Here is a 19006-nt window from a genome sequence, read left to right on the forward strand (position 1 = left end):
CGCGCTGTGAGGGGGCGGCGCCTTGGCAGCGCGCCTTTGAAGAAGGGACGTTAACCCCTTCTAAAACAGCGCCTTCTCCAGCGGCTTCTCCAGCGTCTCGGCGAAAGCGGTCGCCAGATGGTGGCGGTCGCGGAAGGCGATCTTGCCGCCGATGAAGACATGGCAGGTGGTCTGGTTGCAGAACTGGTCGGTCATATCGACATAGCGGGCGTTCGGAATGCTGCGCACGACGTCGCGCTCCACCGCGGCCATGGCGTCGTTGGCGGCATAGGCGCGCGTCTGATCACAGAGCGAGGGCGTGTCGCCGCGCCACAGCGCACGCGCCACGCAGGTGTCGACCTGCTCGTCGTTGAAGGGCACGTCGCGGATGAAGGCGACTTTCAGCCCGGCCTTGCTGAACGTCTCCAGCGTCGAACGCAGGCCAGCCTTCCACTCCGCGTCCTGACTGTCGGGCTCATCCTTGCCGGCGGCCATCTTGCGCGAACTGGTCAGGGCGATTTCCGAGATCACCACCAGGGCCGGCCTCAGCGCCAGGATCTCCTTGATCGACTGCTCGCGCCACTGGTCGCATTCGGCGTAGTCGCGCTTCAGCTTGCTCGACCATGTCGACAGCCGGGACGCCCGGCACGAGGATTTGAGCCAGGTAACCACCCGGTAATCGCGCTTTTCGGCCGCCTGGATCAGCGGCGTCGACCAGTGGTCGGCATGTGAATCGCCAAACAAGGCGATCGTGCCTTTCACATTCTTGGCGCCAAACACGCAGGGCTTCGGGGTGATGGTCTCGTAGTCGAGCACGCAGCCGCCCCTGGCGCGCGCGGTGGATGGACGCGCCGCACTTTGGGCGATGACGCGCTGCTCCGGATCGAGTTCGTGAACGGCAAACTTGGCATTGGCGTAGGCCGCGACCACGCCGGCGCCGGTCAGCAGCGCCGCGGGCACGAGCGCGCGGGCGGCGCTTGCCATCAGCCAGCCGTTGCGGCGCACGGGGTTTTCGATGACGTGATAGGTGAAGATGGAGAGCATCAGCGTCAGTGCCAGGCAGGCAAACCTGTCCAGCCCGGAAAGCTCCGCGGTGACCATTCCCGCATAGACGATGACCGGCCAGTGCCAGAGATAGAGCGAGTAGGAGAGCTTGCCGATCCATTGCATGGGCGGCAGCGACAGGAGAGCCGCGGGGCCGCCGGCCAGCTTGCCATCCGCTTGGCGCTCGCCTGCCCCGCTGACCAGCAGCAGCACCGTGCCGACGACCGGCAGCAGCGCCAGCAGGCCGGGGAAGGGCAGCGCCTCGTCCAGCAGCAGATAGGCGGGCACGATCAGCACCAGGCCGAGCCAGCCTTGCGCGGCGCGCAGCCGCGGGTGGCACCGGAGAAAACTTGCCGGCACCATCGTGGCAAGCCCGCCGGCGGCGAACTCCCAGGCCCTCAGCGGCGAGAAATAGAAAGCCCAGGGCGGCGAAACGCTGGTCAGCCAGGCGCAGGCCACGAACGACACCAGGCCGGTGACACCGATGACCACGATGGCCGCGCGCCGTCCCGGCCGCAGCCATGCGGCGAGAACGAGCAGCGCCGGCCATGCGAGGTAGAACTGCTCCTCCACCGACAGCGACCAGAAATGGATGAACGGGTTGTTGGCGGCATCGGAGGCGAAATAGTCGAACGACCAGCGGATCAGCCACAGATTGATCATATAGGCCGACGCAAACATCGCGCCCTTCGAATAGAGCGCCTGTTCCTCCGGCGACAGGATGAAGGCGCCGGCCAGCAGCGTGGCGAGGATGACGAACAGCGAGGCCGGCAGCAACCGCCGAGCGCGGCGGGCATAGAAGCGCCACAGGTTCAGCCGACCGCTCTCGCCGATCTCCTGCAAAAGGTGTCTTGTGATGAGATAGCCGGAGATGACGAAGAAGATGTCGACGCCGGCAAAGCCGCCGGGCAGGGCTGTGAGGCCGAAATGATAGGCGACGACACCTGCTACCGCCAGTGCGCGCATTCCCTCGATATCGGGTCGGAACGATGCTGCCACGATAAATCCTTCGTGCAAGCCCAACCCGCGGCCATTGTCGGCCGGGGCGGATCGTATCGCAATGCAACAAATCTTTCGCAACGCAACATGGCAGGAAAAAGGAAAAACGGCACAAACAGCCTGACGGCGAGGCGGGCATGGATAGCGCCTGCACCGGAAGCATCACAACCTGTGTTTTCGCAAATGATATCCGCCCTATTTACGACTAACATGTTAGCGTGATAGCACTACCTGCGAACTGCTCTTTTGGAGACTCGCTGGTGACATCGCGTTTTGGTCTTTCGGTTGCCCTGGCCACGCCTTTCGATGCGTCGGGGCAAATCCTCATTCCACCCATGGTGACGTTGGCCCGGAGCTGCCTGGCGCAGGGCTGCACCAGCGTGACGCTTTTCGGCACCACCGGGGAGGGCGCTTCGGTCGGCACCGAGGAGCGGCGGGCCGTCACCGAGGCGATGCTGGCGGCCGGCATCGCGCCGCATCAGCTTGTCGCAGGCGTGCTGGTCGACGCGGCCGAGGATGCAGCCGAGCAGGCTCGGCATGCCTTGCAGCGCGGCGCCCGCAACATCCTCCTTGCCCCTCCCAGCTATTTCAAGAATATCGGCGACGATGGGCTTTTCGGCTGGTTTTCCGCTGTCTTTGCCGCTCTCGGTCCGCTGGCCCGCGGCGTGCTGCTCTACAACATCCCCTCGGTCACCACGGTGCAGCTTTCGCTGGGGCTGATCGGCCGGCTGCGCCAGGCGTTTCCGGACGTGGTCGCCGGCGTCAAGGATTCCGGCGGCGACTGGGCCTATAGCGAGGCGCTGCTCGGCGCCCATGGCGATCTGGTGATCCTGATCGGCGACGAGCGGCATCTGGCGCGGGCGGTCAGGATCGGTGGCCAGGGCGCGATTTCGGGCATGGCCAATTTCGCCGCTGGCGAGGTCCTCGCCATGGCCGAGAAAGGGCACGACGACGTGCGCGTCGAGCGTTTCGTGCTCGAGTTGCTCAAGCACCCGGTCCTTCCGGCGGTCAAGGTGATGGTGGCGCGCAAGACCGGCGACGAGCGCTGGCTGGCGGTGCGGCCGCCGCTCGAGCCGATCGCGGCGCCGGAGCGCCAGCAGCTTGGCGCTGCCTACGACACTCTTTTCGCGGCCGCGGCGGCCTGACGGGGAAGGAAGCACTGAAATGGCCAATGGCGGCGACCAGACAAATCTGCGGGAGCAGGCCTATGCCAGCTTCACGCGGCATTTGCTGGCCCGCGACCTCAAGCCGGGCCAGTTCGTGTCGCAGCGCGAACTCGTCGCGTTCACCGGCCTGCCGCTCGGCGCCATCCGCGAGATCGTGCCGCGCCTGGAAGCCGAGGGGTTGTTGACGACGATCCCGCAGCGCGGCATGCAGATTGCGCATATCGACATCAGCCTGATCCGCGAGGCCTTCCAGTTCCGCCTGTTCATGGAGCGCGAGGCGGTGGCGCTGTTCACCGTCAGCGCCTCCGACGACGAACTCGCGCGCTTGCGCCGCGAGCATGAGGACATGCTGGCGCAGGCGCTGGCGCAGACCCCGACGCCGGAGATGGAGGCCAGGGCTCAGACCATCGACTGGGCCATGCACGATACTTTCATCGATGCGCTCGGCAACGAGATCATTGCCAAGGCCTATCTGGTCAATTCGGTGAAGATCCGCCTGATCCACCAGGAACGGTTCCGCATCGACGGGCGCGTGGTGCCGGTGATGCGCGAGCATCTGAGCGTGATCGAAGCCCTCGAAAGCCGCAATCCACAAAAGGCGGTCGAGGCGATCAGCCAGCATATCGACAATGCGCGCCGGCTGGCGCTCCATATCTGAGGAAGCAGGCCGCGCCGTGCCTGTCGCGGCGCAATCGACAACGACAGCAACCGGGAGGAAGAAATGCCGTCCAATCCATTCAGCCCAACCAGAAGGCAGCTCCTTGCGGGCGCCGCCATGCTCGCCGGCGCCGGCTTTGCCGGTATCCGCCCGAGCCTTGCCGCCGGCGTCGAGTGGAAGCGCTTCGCGGGCACGACGCTCGATGTCAATCTGGTGAAAAGCCCGCGCAGCGACACGCTGATCAAATATCTCGCCGAGTTCGAGGATCTGACGGGCATCAAGGTCAATGCCGAGGCGACGCCCGAGCAGCAGCAGCGCCAGAAGACGGTGATCGAGCTCAGCTCCGGCAAACCCAGCTTCGACGTCGTGCATCTGAGCTACCATGTGCAGAAGCGGCAGTTCGAGAAGGGCGGCTGGCTGGCCGACATATCGGGCTACCTTGCCGACCCGACGCTGACCGATCCGAGCCTGGTCGAAAAGGACTTTGCCGATGCCGGCATGCTGTTCGCCAAGGACGGCCAGGGCGTGCTGCGCTCGCTGCCGTTCTCGGTCGACTACTGGATAATCTACTGGAACAAGGAGCTGTTCGAGGCCAAGGGCCTCAAATACCCCGAAACCTTCGATCAGCTCGTTTCAGCCGCGGAGGCTCTGACCGACCCGTCGACCAACACCTACGGTTTCGTCGCGCGCGGCCTCAAGAACGCCAACACGCCGGTCTGGACCTCGCTGATGCTCGGCTACGACATGACGCCGCTCGACGACAAGGGCAAGCTGCGCACCACCGCGCCCGAGGCGGTGGAGGCGGCCGCCCTCTACCAGCGGCTGATGACCAAATCCGCGCCGCCCGGCGTCACCGGATTCAACTGGGCCGAAGCGCAATCCGCCTTCCTGCAAGGCAAGATCGGCATGTGGTTCGACGGCGTCGGTTTCGCGCCGCCGATGGAAAATCCGGAGAAGTCGAGGGTGGTCGGCAAGGTCGGCTACGGCGTCATGCCCAAGGGCCCCAAGGCGCATGCCTCGGGTACGTTCGGCGACGGGCTCGGCGTGACAACGGCCAGCGAGAAGAAGGAAGCCGCCTATCTCTTTTGCCAATGGGCGGTGTCGGCCGGCATGGGCGCGCGGCTGCTGCAGGCAGGTGCCGGCGTGCCGTTCCGCAAATCGGTGCTGGAAGACCCCAAGGTGCGCGAAGGCGTGACCATGCCGGCGAGTTGGCTCGATGCCGTGGTCGGCTCCGGCAATGTCAGCCGGCTGGCGCTGCCGGTCATCATCCCGGTCACCGAATTCCGCGACATCTATGGCGTGGCGCTCAGCAACCTGCTCGCCGGGGCCGACCCGGCGGAGGAACTGAAGAAGGCGACGGAACAGTTCCAGCCGGTCCTCGACAGGAGCGAGCAAGGCTGATGTCCGCAACTGCCCCAGAGCGCGCCGAGGCGACGACGAGTCGCGCCGGGGCGACGACGGATCGCGCCGGGGCGACGACGGATCGTACCGGGGTGATGAAACAGGCAAGCGAAGGGGGCCGGCCCGTCAAGCTGGCTCCCAGCTACTGGCCCTTCGTCGTCCCCGCGCTGGTCGTCGTCGGCGCCGTCATCGTCTTTCCCTGGGCCTTCACGCTGTGGATGAGCGTCAACCGCTGGACGCTTGGCCAGTCGCGAAGCTTCGCGGGGATGGAGAACTATCTGCGACTGGTCGGCGATGGGCGGTTCTGGGAATCGCTCGCGCACACTTTGTCCTACACTTTCCTCTCGGTGGCCGCGCCGATGCTGCTCGGCACGGTCGCGGCGCTGATCTTCGATGCCCGGTTCCCGCTGCGCGGCGTGCTGCGCGGCATTTTCGTGATGCCGATGATGGCCACGCCCGTCGCCGTGGCGCTGGTCTGGACGATGATGTTCCATCCGCAACTCGGCGTGCTCAACTACCTTCTGTCGCTGGTCGGCATTCCGGCGCAGGAATGGATATTCAATGCCAGGACGGTCATCCCCTCGCTGGTTGCGGTCGAGACCTGGCAGTGGACGCCGCTGGTGATGCTGATCGTGCTGGGCGGGCTGGCCTCGGTGCCGCGCGAACCCTTCGAGAGCGCCGAGATCGACGGCGCCAATGCCTGGCAGCAGTTCCGTTACCTGACCTTGCCGATGATCGCGCCGTTCCTGATGATCGCGGTGATCATCCGCACGATCGACGCACTGAAGAGCTTCGACATCATCTATGCGATGACGCAGGGTGGGCCGGGCACGGCCTCCGAGACCATCAACATCTATCTCTACAACATCGCCTTCTCTTATTACGACGTCGGCTACGGCTCGGCCATGGCGGTGGTGTTCTTCGTTCTTATCGTAGCGCTGTCCTTCGTCCTGCTGATGCTGCGCCAGCGCAGCCGCTGGACCGACGCGGAGGGCAAATAGATGCGTTCGCGACTGCTCAACCGGATCGGCCTGTTCTTCGCCGCCCTGGTCTTCGTCTCGCCGGCGATCCTGTTTTTCCTCTGGATGCTCTCGCTGTCCCTGAAATTCGAGATCGACAACGGCGCCTCGCCGCCGGTCTTCATCCCCGAGCACGTGGCCTGGTCGAACTATGCCAAGGTGTTCGAGGAGAACAATTTCCTGCTCTACTTCTGGAACTCGGTGCTGGTGACCGGCACGGCGACGCTCTTGGCGCTGCTGATCGGCGTGCCTGCCGGCTACGGCATAGCGCGGCTCAAGGCCGAACGGTCGGCGGTCGTCATCATGATCGCGCGCATGACGCCGGGGCTGTCCTATCTCATCCCGCTGTTCCTGCTGTTCCAGTGGGCGGGCATATTGGGCACGCTGTGGCCGCAGATCATCATCCATCTCGTGGTCACGGTGCCGATCGTGGTCTGGGTGATGATCGGCTATTTCGAAACCACGCCGATGGAGCTGGAGGAGGCCGCCAGCATGGACGGCGCCTCCTCATGGCAGGTGTTCCGGCTGGTCGCGTTGCCCATCGCCAGGCCAGGCATCGTGGTGGCCTTCATCCTGTCCATCATCTTCTCCTGGAACAATTTCGTCTTTGGCGTGGTGCTGGCCAGCCGCGAGACGCGGACCTTGCCGGTCGCGGTCTACAACATGCTCTCCTACGAGCAGGTGAGCTGGGGGCCGCTGGCCGCCGCCGCACTGGTGGTGACGCTGCCGGTGCTGGTGCTGACCATGTTCGCGCAAAGGCAGATCGTCACCGGGCTGACCGCCGGCGCGGTCAAGGGCGGCTGAAGCCGACGACACTCTTTCCAGGTGAGGACATGAAATGGCAGCGGTGACCATCAACAATGTGCAGAAGGCATTCGGAGCGACCAGGATCATTCACGACGTCAGCGTCGACATCGCCGATGGCGAGTTCGTGATCCTGGTCGGACCTTCGGGCTGCGGAAAGTCGACGCTGCTGCGCATGATCGCGGGGCTGGAGACGATCTCGGCCGGCAGGATCGCCATCGGCGAGCGGGTCGTCAACGATCTCAGGGCGCGAGACCGCAACATCGCCATGGTGTTCCAGAACTACGCGCTCTACCCGCATATGACGGTGGCCGACAATATGGGTTTCGCGCTCAAGATCAAGAAAGCCGATCCGGCCGATACCGCCGGCCGCGTCAACAGGGCGGCGAGTATCCTCGGCCTGGAAAAGCTGCTCGACCGCTTCCCGCGCCAGCTTTCGGGCGGCCAGCGCCAGCGTGTCGCCATGGGGCGCGCCATCGTGCGCGACCCGCAAGTCTTCCTGTTCGACGAACCGCTCTCCAACCTGGACGCCAAGCTGCGCGTGCAGATGCGAGGCGAGATCAAGGCGCTGCACCAGCGGCTGGGCACCACCACCATCTATGTCACGCATGACCAGATCGAGGCCATGACCATGGCCGACAAGATCGTGGTGCTGCATGACGGCCTGGTCGAGCAGGTCGGCGCGCCGCTCGACCTCTACGACCAGCCGGCCAATCTCTTCGTCGCCGGCTTCATCGGTTCGCCCGCCATGAATTTCATTCGCGGCCGCATCGAGGAAGGCGTCTTCCGCAGCGCAGGCGGGCTGACCTTGCCGCTGCCGGCGCCGCTTCATCCGGCACAGGTCCTGGGCGGGGAGCTGGTCTACGGCATCCGCCCCGAACACATCCGCGCCAGCAGCCAAGGCATACCCGGCAGCGTCACGCTGCTGGAAGCCACCGGCTCGGAGATCTTCGCCAAGGTGGATTGCGGCGGCGAGGAGATAGACTGCCTTTTCCGCGAGCGGCTGGCGCTCAAGCAGGGCCAGCTGGTGCGCATCGAGGTCGACCGCGCCTGCGCGCATCTGTTCGACGCCGAAACCGGCCGGCGCGTCGGCGCATGACAACAGCCCCGCGGGACGGGGCTGTCTTCAGGGTGCGGGCTATAAAAGCCTGCTCTTTGCCGGTCTATTTGCTGCCGCCATTCGCCTTGACGCTGCTGCAGAACTCCGGATGGCTGTTGGCGGCGTTGGCGTCCTTGGCCTCATCGTCGCAGGCCGTCATCATCATCTTCTGGTCTTCCGGAGTGAGCGCTTTCCACGCCTTCGTGAACTCGTCGCTGCTGCGCATCTTCTTCATGCTGGAGTCGGTGTAGAAGGGCTGCATCTTGGCCGGGTCGTCGAGTGCCGACGTGCCCTTGTTCGCGGCGGCGAGGGCCGAGCCCGCGAGCATCGAAAGCGTCATCGCGCCGACGCAGATCATCTTGATGTTCATGATAGGATCCTTCCCTGTTGCTCTTCGACCGTCGAAGCAACGATCTTCAAAGAAACGGAAGGTTTGGAGGAAAGTTCCGGTTCGCCATGCCAGCTGAGGCCCGGTCTGAACAAATATATTGTTCAGCGGCGGCGAAACTTCCGCTTTTTTCTTCGTTTGGCTGCCTCGTTAGATTTGCAGCCGGGGCGCATCGCGCGGGATAGCGCCTTCCTCTTCACCCTAGCGCGGCTGGACCAGAGTCCGCGCCGCCTCCGCTCCCGCCGTCAGCATGCGATCGGACAATTTAGTTCCCTCCACCGCGCGGGACAGTTGAAGGGCGCCGATGAGCGCCGCGAAAACGCCCAATGCAACGCCCTCCGGATCAGGGATTCCAGGCGGCAACTGCGCCGACACCTGGCGCACCAGAGTCATTAATCGTTCGGTGTAGAGCGCGCGGGTCTCGGATGGCTGACGCGCGATTTCGGGCAATAGCGCCGCCGAAGCACAGCCGGTCTCCGGATGATCCCGGTGCTCGGGCGACAAATACATCGCGAGGGCCAGATCCAGCCCTCCCGAGGCCAACGCCTCCTGCAATTGCTGCGACTGAGCCTCCAGTGCCGCGACCATGCTCTCGCGGACGAGTTCGGCCTTGGATTGAAAGTGTGGATAGAAGGCGCCGTTCGTCATGCCGGCGTCGCTCATGATGCTTGCCAGTCCGGACGCGGCGATGCCGTCACCGCGAAACCGTTCGGCGGCGACCTCCATGATCCGGCTGCGTGATGCGTCCTTCCGGCCTTTTTCGTAGCGCATGGCGCTCCTTCCGCTTCCCTATTGCATTACACTCGTAATGTGATATTACGATTATAATTCAATCATCGCCGAGAGGCAAGACCTCTCGAGTTCGGAGTCACCAGATGAACCGGAATTCAGGAAAGACGGCGATCGTGACCGGCGCCTCCTCGGGCATCGGCCGCGCCAGCGCGGAGGCTTTGGCGCGGGCGGGTTTCACCGTCTTCGGCACCAGCCGCAAAATATCAGGCCAGGGTTCGAGCGAAATATCGATGCTGGTTTGTGACGTGACCGATGACGCATCGGTCGCCTCTGTGGTTTCGGATGTCGTCGCCAAGACCGGCCGGATAGACCTTCTGGTCAACAATGCCGGCATCGGGCTGCTGGGAGGCGCGGAGGAATCCTCGGTTTCCCAGTCCAAGGCCCTGTTCGATGTCAATCTGTTCGGCGTCATGCGGATGATCAACGCGGTGCTGCCGTCGATGCGGCGGCGCGGCGAGGGGCGCATCGTCAATATCGGCTCGATCCTGGGATTGGTCCCCGCGCCGTACTCGGCCCACTATTCCGCCGTCAAGCACGCGCTCGAAGGCTATTCGGAATCGCTCGATCACGAGGTTCGCGCTTTCAACATCCGGGTTTCGGTCATCGAACCTGCCTTCGTGCGCACCGTGTTCGACCAGAACGGGCTCGAGCCCGATTCCGTCATGAAGGAATACGATCAGGCCCGCGCCGGTATCGACGCATTGCTTCGCGACGTGATGCCGAAAGCAGACCCGCCGGAAGCGGTGGCGAATGTGGTACTCAGGGCCGCCACCGACAAGCGTCAGCGCCGACGCTACACCGCCGGCAAGACAGCCCGGCTGGTCAGCACGCTGCGGCGGTTCGCGCCCGCCGCGACGTTCGACAAGACCTTGCGCAAGCAGTTCCGCCTGCCTGCCTGAACGGAGCGTGCCAAGTCAGTGCCCGCACAAGCAGTTTCGCTGCCCCGAAAGCCCGGCCTGTCCGATATCGGGACCCATTTCAAGAAAGCGAATATGATGAAAGCCTTTGTCGTCGACAAATATCAGAAGAAGGGCGCCCTGCGGCTTGCAGAGATGCCTGAGCCGGAACCGCGCGACAACGATGTCCTGATCGAGGTCCACGCCGCTGGCGTAAACCTTCTCGATTCCAAGCTCCGGGATGGCGAGTTCAAACTCATATTGCCTTACCGCCCGCCATTCATCCTTGGCCATGACGTGGCCGGCATCGTCGTTAGCGTCGGGTCGAAAGTACGCAAATTCAAGATCGGCGACGAAGTCTATGCGCGGGCGCGCGACGGACGGATCGGGACATTCGCCGAATTCATCGCCATCGAAGAAGCCGACGTGGCCCTGAAGCCCGACAGTCTCAGCATGGAGGAGGCGGCCTCCATTCCGCTGGTCGGCCTGACCGCCTGGCAGGTGCTCGTCGACAGGGCAGGGCTGAAGAAAGGGCAGAAGGTGTTCATCCAGGCCGGCTCCGGCGGTGTGGGGACATTCGCCATCCAACTGGCAAAGCATCTCGGCGCCACCGTTGCGACGACGGCCAGCGCCGCGAGCGCCGATCTGGTGAGACGTCTCGGAGCCGATGTCGTCGTCGACTACAGGAAGGAGGACTTCGGGAAGGTCCTGCATGGCTACGACGTCGTCCTGAACAGCCAGGACGCCAAGACGCTCGAGAAATCCCTGCATGTGCTGAAGCCGGGCGGAAAGCTCATCTCCATCTCCGGTCCACCGGATCCCGAATTTGCCAGGGACAAAGGCCTCAACATTGTCCTGAAACTGGTCCTGCGCCTGCTGAGCCGCGGCATACGCCGCAAGGCCAGACGCGCCGGGGCCGGATATTCGTTCCTGTTCATGTGGGCGCAGGGCGATCAGCTGAGCAGGATCACGTCGCTCATCCAATCCGGCGTCATACGCCCTGTCATGGATCAGGTATTCCCATTCGAAAAGACCAACGAGGCGCTGGCCTATGTCGAGACGGGGCGCGCCAAGGGCAAGGTGGTCGTGAAGGTGAGATAGAAGGCGCCGGCGCCGCTCGGCCTGTTATCAGTCTTGCGCCTTTTAGCCAGGGCGGTCTCCGCCGCTCTCGATCTCCTGGAGATAGAACGCCTTGCTGGGCTGCAAATGGTCGACGCAGAGCTGCGCCAGCACCCAATTGTCCCGGCGCTTCAGCGCCTCGATCATCATCGCGTGGTGCTGGCGCGAGATGTCGAGCTTTTCCCTGTCGGCCAGCGAGTTAGCCCGCACCGGCAGGCTGAGGCGCATGTAATGCTCGATCGAGGCCACCAGATAGGCATTGCCGCAGGCCGAGAACATGGTGAGATGGAAACGATCATTGGCCTCGTGGATGCCGCGCAGGTAGCCGCTCTCGACATGGTCGTTATAGATGCGGAGGATCTGCGTCAGCTCTTCGATCAGCGCATCGCTCGCCGGCAGGCGGATCATCAGCGCCGCCTGGCGCTGCAGCATCTCGCGCACCTCGTAGATCTGCCGTACCTCGTCGGGCGACAGCCGCCGCACCATGGCGCCCTTGTTGCGCTCGCGCGTGACGACGCCTAGCCTTTCGAGCTGATAGAGCGCCTGTCGAATGGTATGGCGCGACACCGGGAAGCGGGCGAGCAGCACGTCCTCGACCAGGCGCGCGCCGGGCGCCAGCCTGCCGAAGATGATGTCTTCCTCCAGCGCGTGGACGATATCGGCTTCCTTGCCGCCATAATCGATCGTGTTGAGCATCGCGCTCCGTCGCGTTTTCGACAGCCTCATGGCGAGGGCCGCTCTTGCCGCCTTGCCATGGCGAAAAAAGAGAACCGGACCGCTTGGCCGGCCGGACCGATTGGCCTTGAGCCCGCCAGCTGCGCCATTACCGCCGACGGTCCCTGCCGCTTGCCGAGCCCCCAGATGGGCCGGGCGAGGGTCGTCGCTGGCCATGCTTTTGTCAAGCGACGCGAGGGACGTCGCCGCCCTGTCAGTTCCTGTCCACCGGCTTTGAGCGCATGCGCGAGACCGTTTCGCGCTCGGCGCGCTTGGAGCGCAGCGGCGGCAGGCCGCGGTCGATCAGGTCCATGTCCTCCAGCACCATGTCGCCCATGCGCTTGAAGGCGATGTCAAGCGCGCCGGCGCGGTGGGCCGAGCGCAGGAAGCCAGGCAAGGCGCGCACCGGGTGGTCCCACGCCAGCGGCTCCTCGGGGAAGACGTCGCTGGCGGCGAGGATGTGGCCGCCCTTCACCGCCGCCATCAAAGCGGGGAAGTCGACCACGCCGGCGCGGCTGAGCAGGATGAAGGCCGCGCCTTTGCGCATCCTGGCGAAGGCGTCGGCGCCGAGGAAGCCCTGGTTCTCGCTGGTCACCGAGGCGACGACGAAGACGAAGTCGCTGGCGGACAGCACCTCGTCCATCGAGGCCGGCTCGACGCCATTGTCGATCAGGATCGACGGCGGCAGCCAGGGATCGAAGACTTTTGTCCTGGTGCGGAAACCCGACAGCAGCCGGTTCAGCGCGCGGCCGAGATCGCCGAAGCCGATGATGCCGACATCGGCGCCTGACAACAGCCGCGCCGTCCGGTTGCCGTCGCCGCCCCACAATTCCTCGCCCTTGCGGAAGGCAAGGTCGGCATCGACGATGCCGCGGGCGAGGTTGAGCGCCATGGCAAGGCCGAGCTCGGCCACCGGCTCGGCGAAGACCAGGCCCGTTGTGACGACATGGATGCCGCGCGCGAACAGCGTTTCATAGGGCATGTTGTCGATGAGGTTGCTCTCGACATTGAAGACGCAGCGCAGCGCCTTCATCTTCTCCAGCGTCTCGGCCGCGATCGGCGGCTGGCCGACGATGTAGCGGGCCTCGGCCAGCACATCGGCCGGCAGTTTCGCCACGCCGTCCGGCGTCGTCTCGACGATGCGATATTTCGCCTTGAAGCGCGCCAGCTGCGGCGGCGTGAAGATGAGGTCGAGCGTGCGCGGTTCGGGCGCGCTGATGACCAGCGGCAGGGCGCTGTCGGACATGGCGAATTCCTCCCGGCGCGATCGTTTTGGCGCCCTTCTGGATGCAATCTATCCCGGATTAAACGACTTACAACATGCATACGGAGGAGGAAAATTTCGCGACAAGAAAGGCGGGATTGCGGCTGGGGCGAGGGGCCGTTCTTGCACAAGGGCCCAAAAAAGGGAAAGGGAATGCGCTTCTGGCGCCGCAACCAACCACCGCTCCATACGTTGATCCATGCCGGACCGATTCCGGCTTACTCCAGAGCCTCACCCCGCCGGCCATGACTGGCGGGGGCTTTTTGCGGGAGGGCCGTATCGACCTTATGCGCAGGCCGTCGTCAGCGCCCGCCGCTCGTTTGCTTCCAGCGCGGCGCGATCGCGGAACCGTCGATGAATTCAAGGCCGCCCGCCTCGTTGAGCGTGTGCAGCTTGCGCCCGCTCCATAACGCGCCAGGCGTCAAGATGGTCTCGACAACCTGGCTCATGCCGTCCAAGTCCAGGTGAACAATGCTTGCGATGCCGAGCGCCGCGCCATAGCTCCTGCGGCAGTCCTGCACGGGGCGCAGCAATTGGCCCTCCCGTTCTACCATGCGGCCCGCCGGTCGCGCCGAGGCGATGTCGATCAGGACGGGGTTTTTGGGGTGCGGCGTCCACGGTCCGCGAAAGTCCGGCGCCGACCACAGATGCAGCGCGTCGGAAAAGGCGCCGCCGCCGTCCCTGACGGTGGCGAACAGCCACCATCGTCCGCCATGCTCGACCAGGGTGGCGTCGCTGGCGACGATGTCTGACAGCAGCGTCGCTTCCTTGACCCAGCCGCCAGGGAAGGCGGTGGCGCGGTAGAGGTCGACCGTGCGGTTGGCGCAGCTCTCCGGCACCATCCAGACTTCGCCGTCGCGCTCGAAGACGAACGGATAGGACAGGTGATAGGGCAGGTCGAGCACCGGTTCCGGGCGGCCGATCGGCCCCGACGGGCCGAACGGCACGGCGGAGATGATGGCCCGGCCCAAACGGTGGATATAGTCCTCGACGAACAGGGTCACCTTGCCCTGATGCAGGATCGGGAACGGGTCGGCGTAGAAGCGGCTGCCGTCGTCGGGCAGCACCTGCCAGCCCGTTGCCGGATGCGCCCGCAGGTCGAGCAGGTCCTGCCCCTGCGTTTGCCGCCAGCCGACCTTCCAGTGCGGGGCGTTGTAGCAGAGATGGTAGATCTTCTGGACGACGCGCCGCGCCAGCGCCTTGCCAGCCCTGACGCCAAGCTTGGCGGCGGACGGCATGGCGGGCGCGGCATTGCCGTGCGCCGGCTCCGGCAGGACGGGGAGAGCGTGCCGCGCCGCGCCGGTCATCGCCGCCAGGATCAGGCTCGCGGTGCGCGCCAGCATATCCTGGAACGAGGCAAGCGCGATGCCGCCATATTCGGTGCCCAAGCGGCCTTCGGCGAGGTACGTACCGTTTTCCTCTATACGGCCAATCGGCGTTCGCCCATCGAGGATCAGCGCCAGCAGGGCAGCTTCGCCCGCGGCGCCATCATAGGTCACGCGCCAGACGCGGGTTCCTTCGCGCTGCACGTCGCCGCAGAGGTCGATCACCAGATCGGGCGCTGCCGGCGGCCGCGCTTGATAGGGCGCCAGCGCCGAAAGCGGCAGGCGTTTCGCCAGCCCGTTCGCGGACAGGCCATGGATGGCCGTTTCCAGCTGAAACAGCGCCGCGGCGCTGGGTGGTATGCCGCCCTCGGCCGGCCCGAGATCGACAGAGACCTCGACATGCGCCAGCGCCGCCAGGCGCTCCAGCAGCGTCAGGTGAAAGGCACGCGGGCATTCGCTGTCCAGGCGCAGGCTCACCTGCATGTCGCATCCTCATCGTTGTGATGTTCGGTATTGGGCCGGTGTTTGGACGCGGGAAACGGCCGGACGGATGAAGTGTTGCCCCATTCCATGTCATTCCCCCGTTGCCCGCGCCGTATCAACACTCGCGCCTCTTCTAGGCAAACTCCGTGCCAAAATTCACAAGAGCTCTCAATATAATTAACAGTGTTTTAACAGTTGGAAGCATAGCTAAGACAAAGCCGCAATTTGATCTTTGCAGGCGCATGGAGTGTTGTCGGAGCGACCCTTGCAATCATCCCTGCTCTCGTTGCCGCAACAATACGCTCCGGAGGCGATGCAATACGCGCCCGGAGCGGTGCCGTCGGCGCCCTCCTACCCGGCCTCGACCGTCGAGCTGGGCGACGTGAAGCGCATACTGGTGCGCCGCCGTTTCCTCATCTTTGCCATCACCGCGCTGCTGACCCTCGGCGCATTGCTCTATGGGCTTATGACGCCGGCGCTCTACAGCTCGGCGGCGGAAATCATCATCGACCCGCAAGACCTGCAGGTGGTCAGCAACGACGTCAATCCGAGCCAGGTGCCGCCCGACGGCGGCATAACCCGTGTGGAAAGCCAGGTCAGCGTCGTCCAGTCGACGGGGGTGCTGCTCAGGGCCATCAAGGCGACCAACCTGACCGAGGATCCTGAATTCAACGGGCAGGGCATGCTGGGACGTTTACTCGGCGGATTGCTGGGTTCGGGGTCAGGCGAAGCCGACAAGACGGCCAAGACGCTCGATGCGTTGCGCGCACGCCTGGCGGTGCGGCGAGCGGACAAAGTGCTGGTCATCGAGGTGATCATCACCACCAAGAACGCCGAGAAGTCGGCGATGCTGGCCAATGCGATCGCGCAGGCCTATCTGGCGGATCAGGCGAGCTCACGCGCGCGGATGGCCAAGGACGCTTCGGACGCCATCGCCGCGCGACTGGATGAGCAGCGCAAGCGCGTCCAGCAGGCCGAGAATGCCGTCGAGGCCTACAGGTCCGCCAACAACATGGTGATGGCGGCAGGCAATCTGGTCAGCGACCAGGAACTGACCGAGCTGAATACGCAGCTTTCGGCAGCGCAAAGCCGCACTGCGGCGCTGAAGGCGCAGGTCGACCAGTTGCGCAGGTCGGGCGGGGCGCCGGACGCGACCTCGGAAGCGATGCGCTCCTCGGTGATTTCGAGCCTCAGGGCGCAGGAGGCGACGCTTGTCGACAAGGTATCGCAGTTCGGCACGGAACTTGGGCCACGCCATCCCTCGATGATCGCGGCGCAGCAGCAGCTGCGCGACACGCGTGCGCTGATCGGGCGCGAGCTCGGCCGCATCGGGGCGGCTGCCGAGACCGACTACGAGCGAGCGCTGGCCAACCAGCAGGCGCTGGAGGCCAAGGTCGCCGGCATGAAGACCAAGTCGCTCGATACGGACCAGGCTTCGGTCAAGCTGCGCGAGTTGCAGCGCGATCTCGAGGCCGTTCGCTCCGTCTATGCCAACTATCTGCAGCGTGTGCAGGAGACGCGCGAGCAGATCAACGTCGACAGCACCAATGCGCGGATCATCTCCAGCGCCATGCCGGCCCTGAAGAAGAGCTGGCCGCCGCTGTCGCTGCTTGTCCTGGGCGCGCTCTTCGGCGGCCTGGGGCTCGGCACCGGCCTGGCGCTGATCGCGGAATATTCCTCGCCCACGGTGCTTTCCAGCGCGCAGATGCAATCGGCCATCGACGCGCCGGTGCTTGGCGTGGTGCCGGCAAAGTCGGGCAACACCCGTCGCTGGTGGCCTTTCGGCGGCACGGCCGCCGCGGCGAGCCAGAAGACGGACGCGGTTGTGGGGCTGGCGCTGAGGCGCATGTTCTCGTCGGGCCGGCGCCCGCCGGACTGGCCGCTGGTGCCGTCCATACTGGTGACGTCGCCGCCCGAGGACGCCGCGCATCGCGGCAGGGTGGCGCGCTTGCTGGCCAATGCCGCGGCCGCCCGGGGCGGCCGTATCCTGTTCATCGATACCAATGCCGGCGGCGGCCAGAAAGATCAGCAGCCGGGCGTGCTCGATGTGCTTCGCGGTGAGTACGGCATCGAGGCGTTGAGCCAGTATACGCCCGGCAGCAATGTCGCGCTTTTGGGGAGGGGCCGGTCAAAGGCCGTATTCCAGGAAGCGCAGGGCGTCTATTTTGCCCAGCAGATGTTGGCCCAGGCGGGCCGCAACTTCGAACTCGTCGTCATCGATGGCGGCGCGCTGGCCGACAACCTCAATGCCTCGCCGCTGGTAGCGATGGCCGACGAAATCCTGCTCGTCGCCACGCTGAACTCGACGCCGATGCGCGATGTCGCGGCGGCGTCGCAGGCCATTTCCGTCATGGGGCGGTTGCCGACCGGCGCCTTGCTGGTCGACGAGGCGGCCTGACATGGCCGCCGTCCGGCCCGCCAGCCCGGCAGCCGGCTGGGCCGCGCCGGGTCAAGCCGCCGCCGCATCCCGCGCCGGCAATTCCATCGACTGGGTGACCCGCTTCGGCCTGGTCGTCACGGTGGCGGTGCTGTTCGCCGTTTCCGGCGGCATGCTATGGCTGGTGGGCTACAATTACGACGGCCTGCTCGGCAGTCCGGCCACCAAGATCCATCCGTCGACCTATCTCCTGGTGCTGGTGTTTGCCTGGCGTTCATGCACGTTCGGCAATCCGGTCGGCTATATGGCTGCCGTTGCCGACCGGCGGCCGGCCAGCGCGCTGATGGCGGTCATCTCGGTCGTGCTCCTGGTGGTGGTCGTCGTCAGGCATCGCCCGGGCATGGCGGGCATGGTCGATACGTTCGTGACGGCGGCGCTGCTGGTGCTGATGCTGGCCGAGGACGACGACCGGACCTTCGCGCGGCTGCAGACGGTCGTTCACGCGGTGATGTCGGCGAATGCGGTGCTGGCGCTGTTCGAGTTCGCGACCAAGACGCTGGTGTTTCCCTACCGGCTCGACGGCGAGGTGTTCACGGACCTGCGCTCGACCGCGCTTCAGGGCCATCCGCTGGCCAATGCCACGATCACCGCGGTCTATGTGCTGGCGCTGCTCTCCGGCTCACGGTCGCTGTCGATGCCGCTGCGGCTTTCGCTGATCGGCCTGCAAACCGCGGCGCTGGTCGCGTTCGGCGGACGTTCGGCGATGGTGATCACGCTCGCGCTCGGCGGCATCTATCTGCTTTTCAGGGGCGTGGCCTATCTGCGGCATGGACGCGTCAGCCTGCTGGGCGCGGCCCTTGCGGTCCTGCTCGCCACGCTGCTGCCGGTGGCGGTCGCCCTTCTCTTTTCCTACGGCTTCTTCGACGCGCTGCTGGAACGCTTCGTGTCCGACAGCGGCAGCGCCAATGCCCGCGTCGAAATGTTCGACCTCTTCAAGAATCTGGGGCTGGGCGACCTGATCGTGGGGCCTGATATCGATCTGATCGAAAGCATGCGCCGCATCAACGGCCTGGAACAAGGCATCGAGAACCCGATCATACGCATGGTGCTCTATCAGGGCGCTTTCTTTACCCTGCTGATGCTGTTCGGCTTCGTGCTGTTCATGCATGAGGTGGCACGCCGCTGCCATCCCGGCATCTGGCTGCCCATGCTGGGTTGGCTGATCCTGCTCAACACCTCCGAGACCCTCGCCTCCAAGACGACGCTGTTGACCAAATTCGTGGTGCTGGCGCTGGTGCTGTACCGGCCGGCGCGGGCGGTGGCGCGGCAAAAGACGCAAGCAGCGCGCGTAACTGGAGACGACCCCCGAAGAGGGCTGCCTCTCCACCGCTAGCGGCAGGTTCCCCCGCGTTTCGCCAAGACGTCGGCATGTGACATGGGGCTCAGCCAGGACGCCGGGAAAGTGCTTCAAGGCTTTCC

16 protein-coding genes are annotated in these 19006 nt (G+C 65.0%); 10 read left to right on the forward strand and 6 right to left on the reverse strand.

What is annotated here, in order from left to right; all coding sequences use genetic code 11:
* Positions 1-60: 60 nt before the first annotated feature.
* Positions 61-2022, reverse strand: a complete 1962-nt coding sequence (locus FJ942_RS19620; protein ID WP_140898673.1) for an acyltransferase family protein — start codon at positions 2020-2022, stop codon at positions 61-63.
* Positions 2023-2282: 260 nt separating this feature from the next.
* On the opposite strand from FJ942_RS19620, the gene FJ942_RS19625 reads away from it, so the two are divergent.
* The 6 genes from FJ942_RS19625 to ugpC all read left to right on the forward strand — a co-directional run bounded on the left by FJ942_RS19625 (position 2283) and on the right by ugpC (position 8169).
* Complete coding sequence (locus FJ942_RS19625; RefSeq protein WP_140898675.1) at positions 2283-3167, forward strand: dihydrodipicolinate synthase family protein; 885 nt, start codon at positions 2283-2285, stop codon at positions 3165-3167.
* 19 nt (positions 3168-3186) lie between these two features.
* On the forward strand, positions 3187-3846 hold the full coding sequence (locus tag FJ942_RS19630; protein ID WP_140499104.1) for a GntR family transcriptional regulator: 660 nt from the start codon (positions 3187-3189) through the stop codon (positions 3844-3846).
* 63 nt (positions 3847-3909) lie between these two features.
* Positions 3910-5247, forward strand: coding sequence for a sugar ABC transporter substrate-binding protein (locus tag FJ942_RS19635; protein ID WP_140898677.1), 1338 nt, complete (start codon positions 3910-3912; stop codon positions 5245-5247).
* Positions 5248-5342: 95 nt separating this feature from the next.
* The gene (locus FJ942_RS19640) at positions 5343-6248 is read left to right on the forward strand and encodes a sugar ABC transporter permease (RefSeq protein ID WP_140521586.1); all 906 of its coding nucleotides are present in this window, start codon (positions 5343-5345) and stop codon (positions 6246-6248) included.
* A complete protein-coding gene (locus FJ942_RS19645) occupies positions 6249-7070 on the forward strand; it encodes a carbohydrate ABC transporter permease (RefSeq protein WP_140898679.1) in 822 nt (273 codons plus the stop codon).
* Positions 7071-7104: 34 nt separating this feature from the next.
* Complete coding sequence (gene ugpC / locus FJ942_RS19650) at positions 7105-8169, forward strand: sn-glycerol-3-phosphate ABC transporter ATP-binding protein UgpC (RefSeq protein WP_140898681.1); 1065 nt, start codon at positions 7105-7107, stop codon at positions 8167-8169.
* A 64-nt stretch (positions 8170-8233) separates the two neighbouring features.
* On the opposite strand, the gene FJ942_RS19655 is transcribed toward ugpC, so the two are convergent.
* Together FJ942_RS19655 and FJ942_RS19660 are read right to left on the reverse strand one after the other, a co-directional pair.
* On the reverse strand, positions 8234-8539 hold the full coding sequence (locus tag FJ942_RS19655) for a hypothetical protein (RefSeq protein WP_140499097.1): 306 nt from the start codon (positions 8537-8539) through the stop codon (positions 8234-8236).
* A gap of 219 nt (positions 8540-8758) precedes the next feature.
* A complete protein-coding gene (locus FJ942_RS19660) occupies positions 8759-9328 on the reverse strand; it encodes a TetR/AcrR family transcriptional regulator (RefSeq protein ID WP_140898683.1) in 570 nt (189 codons plus the stop codon).
* A gap of 104 nt (positions 9329-9432) precedes the next feature.
* Between FJ942_RS19660 and FJ942_RS19665 the strand changes: the two genes are divergently transcribed.
* Both FJ942_RS19665 and FJ942_RS19670 read left to right on the forward strand, forming a co-directional pair.
* Positions 9433-10248 (forward strand): oxidoreductase, encoded by an 816-nt coding sequence (locus FJ942_RS19665; protein ID WP_140898685.1) that lies wholly within the window; start codon positions 9433-9435, stop codon positions 10246-10248.
* Positions 10249-10344: 96 nt separating this feature from the next.
* Positions 10345-11346, forward strand: coding sequence for an NADP-dependent oxidoreductase (locus FJ942_RS19670; RefSeq protein WP_140898739.1), 1002 nt, complete (start codon positions 10345-10347; stop codon positions 11344-11346).
* Positions 11347-11388: 42 nt separating this feature from the next.
* On the opposite strand, the gene FJ942_RS19675 is transcribed toward FJ942_RS19670, so the two are convergent.
* The 3 genes from FJ942_RS19675 to FJ942_RS19685 form a co-directional block, all read right to left on the reverse strand.
* Positions 11389-12060, reverse strand: coding sequence for a GntR family transcriptional regulator (locus tag FJ942_RS19675; protein WP_140898687.1), 672 nt, complete (start codon positions 12058-12060; stop codon positions 11389-11391).
* Between the two features lie 232 nt (positions 12061-12292).
* Positions 12293-13324 carry a hydroxyacid dehydrogenase gene (locus FJ942_RS19680; protein WP_140898689.1) on the reverse strand — a complete coding sequence of 344 codons (1032 nt, stop codon included), beginning with the start codon at positions 13322-13324 and terminating at the stop codon, positions 12293-12295.
* A 320-nt stretch (positions 13325-13644) separates the two neighbouring features.
* On the reverse strand, positions 13645-15150 hold the full coding sequence (locus FJ942_RS19685; RefSeq protein ID WP_140898691.1) for a formyl transferase: 1506 nt from the start codon (positions 15148-15150) through the stop codon (positions 13645-13647).
* 265 nt (positions 15151-15415) lie between these two features.
* Between FJ942_RS19685 and FJ942_RS19690 the strand changes: the two genes are divergently transcribed.
* A complete protein-coding gene (locus FJ942_RS19690) occupies positions 15416-17548 on the forward strand; it encodes an exopolysaccharide transport family protein (RefSeq protein WP_140559834.1) in 2133 nt (710 codons plus the stop codon).
* 1 nt (position 17549) lies between these two features.
* Positions 17550-18920 carry a VpsF family polysaccharide biosynthesis protein gene (locus tag FJ942_RS19695; RefSeq protein WP_140685664.1) on the forward strand — a complete coding sequence of 457 codons (1371 nt, stop codon included), beginning with the start codon at positions 17550-17552 and terminating at the stop codon, positions 18918-18920.
* Positions 18921-19006: the final 86 nt, after the last annotated feature.

Source organism: Mesorhizobium sp. B2-4-2 (assembly GCF_006442845.1).
In the GTDB taxonomy this organism is placed as follows: domain Bacteria; phylum Pseudomonadota; class Alphaproteobacteria; order Rhizobiales; family Rhizobiaceae; genus Mesorhizobium.

Bases quoted from the DNA above. Each gene is read 5' to 3' on its own strand.
- FJ942_RS19680 (WP_140898689.1), bottom strand. From the start codon at position 13,324: ATGTCCGACAGCGCCCTGCCGCTGGTCATCAGCGCGCCCGAACCGCGC.
- FJ942_RS19695 (WP_140685664.1), top strand. From the start codon at position 17,550: ATGGCCGCCGTCCGGCCCGCCAGCCCGGCAGCCGGCTGGGCCGCGCCG.
- FJ942_RS19670 (WP_140898739.1), top strand. From the start codon at position 10,345: ATGAAAGCCTTTGTCGTCGACAAATATCAGAAGAAGGGCGCCCTGCGG.
- FJ942_RS19645 (WP_140898679.1), top strand. From the start codon at position 6,249: ATGCGTTCGCGACTGCTCAACCGGATCGGCCTGTTCTTCGCCGCCCTG.
- FJ942_RS19660 (WP_140898683.1), bottom strand. From the start codon at position 9,328: ATGCGCTACGAAAAAGGCCGGAAGGACGCATCACGCAGCCGGATCATG.
- FJ942_RS19630 (WP_140499104.1), top strand. From the start codon at position 3,187: ATGGCCAATGGCGGCGACCAGACAAATCTGCGGGAGCAGGCCTATGCC.
- FJ942_RS19640 (WP_140521586.1), top strand. From the start codon at position 5,343: ATGAAACAGGCAAGCGAAGGGGGCCGGCCCGTCAAGCTGGCTCCCAGC.
- FJ942_RS19675 (WP_140898687.1), bottom strand. From the start codon at position 12,060: ATGCTCAACACGATCGATTATGGCGGCAAGGAAGCCGATATCGTCCAC.
- FJ942_RS19635 (WP_140898677.1), top strand. From the start codon at position 3,910: ATGCCGTCCAATCCATTCAGCCCAACCAGAAGGCAGCTCCTTGCGGGC.
- FJ942_RS19685 (WP_140898691.1), bottom strand. From the start codon at position 15,150: ATGCAGGTGAGCCTGCGCCTGGACAGCGAATGCCCGCGTGCCTTTCAC.
- FJ942_RS19665 (WP_140898685.1), top strand. From the start codon at position 9,433: ATGAACCGGAATTCAGGAAAGACGGCGATCGTGACCGGCGCCTCCTCG.
- FJ942_RS19655 (WP_140499097.1), bottom strand. From the start codon at position 8,539: ATGAACATCAAGATGATCTGCGTCGGCGCGATGACGCTTTCGATGCTC.
- ugpC (WP_140898681.1), top strand. From the start codon at position 7,105: ATGGCAGCGGTGACCATCAACAATGTGCAGAAGGCATTCGGAGCGACC.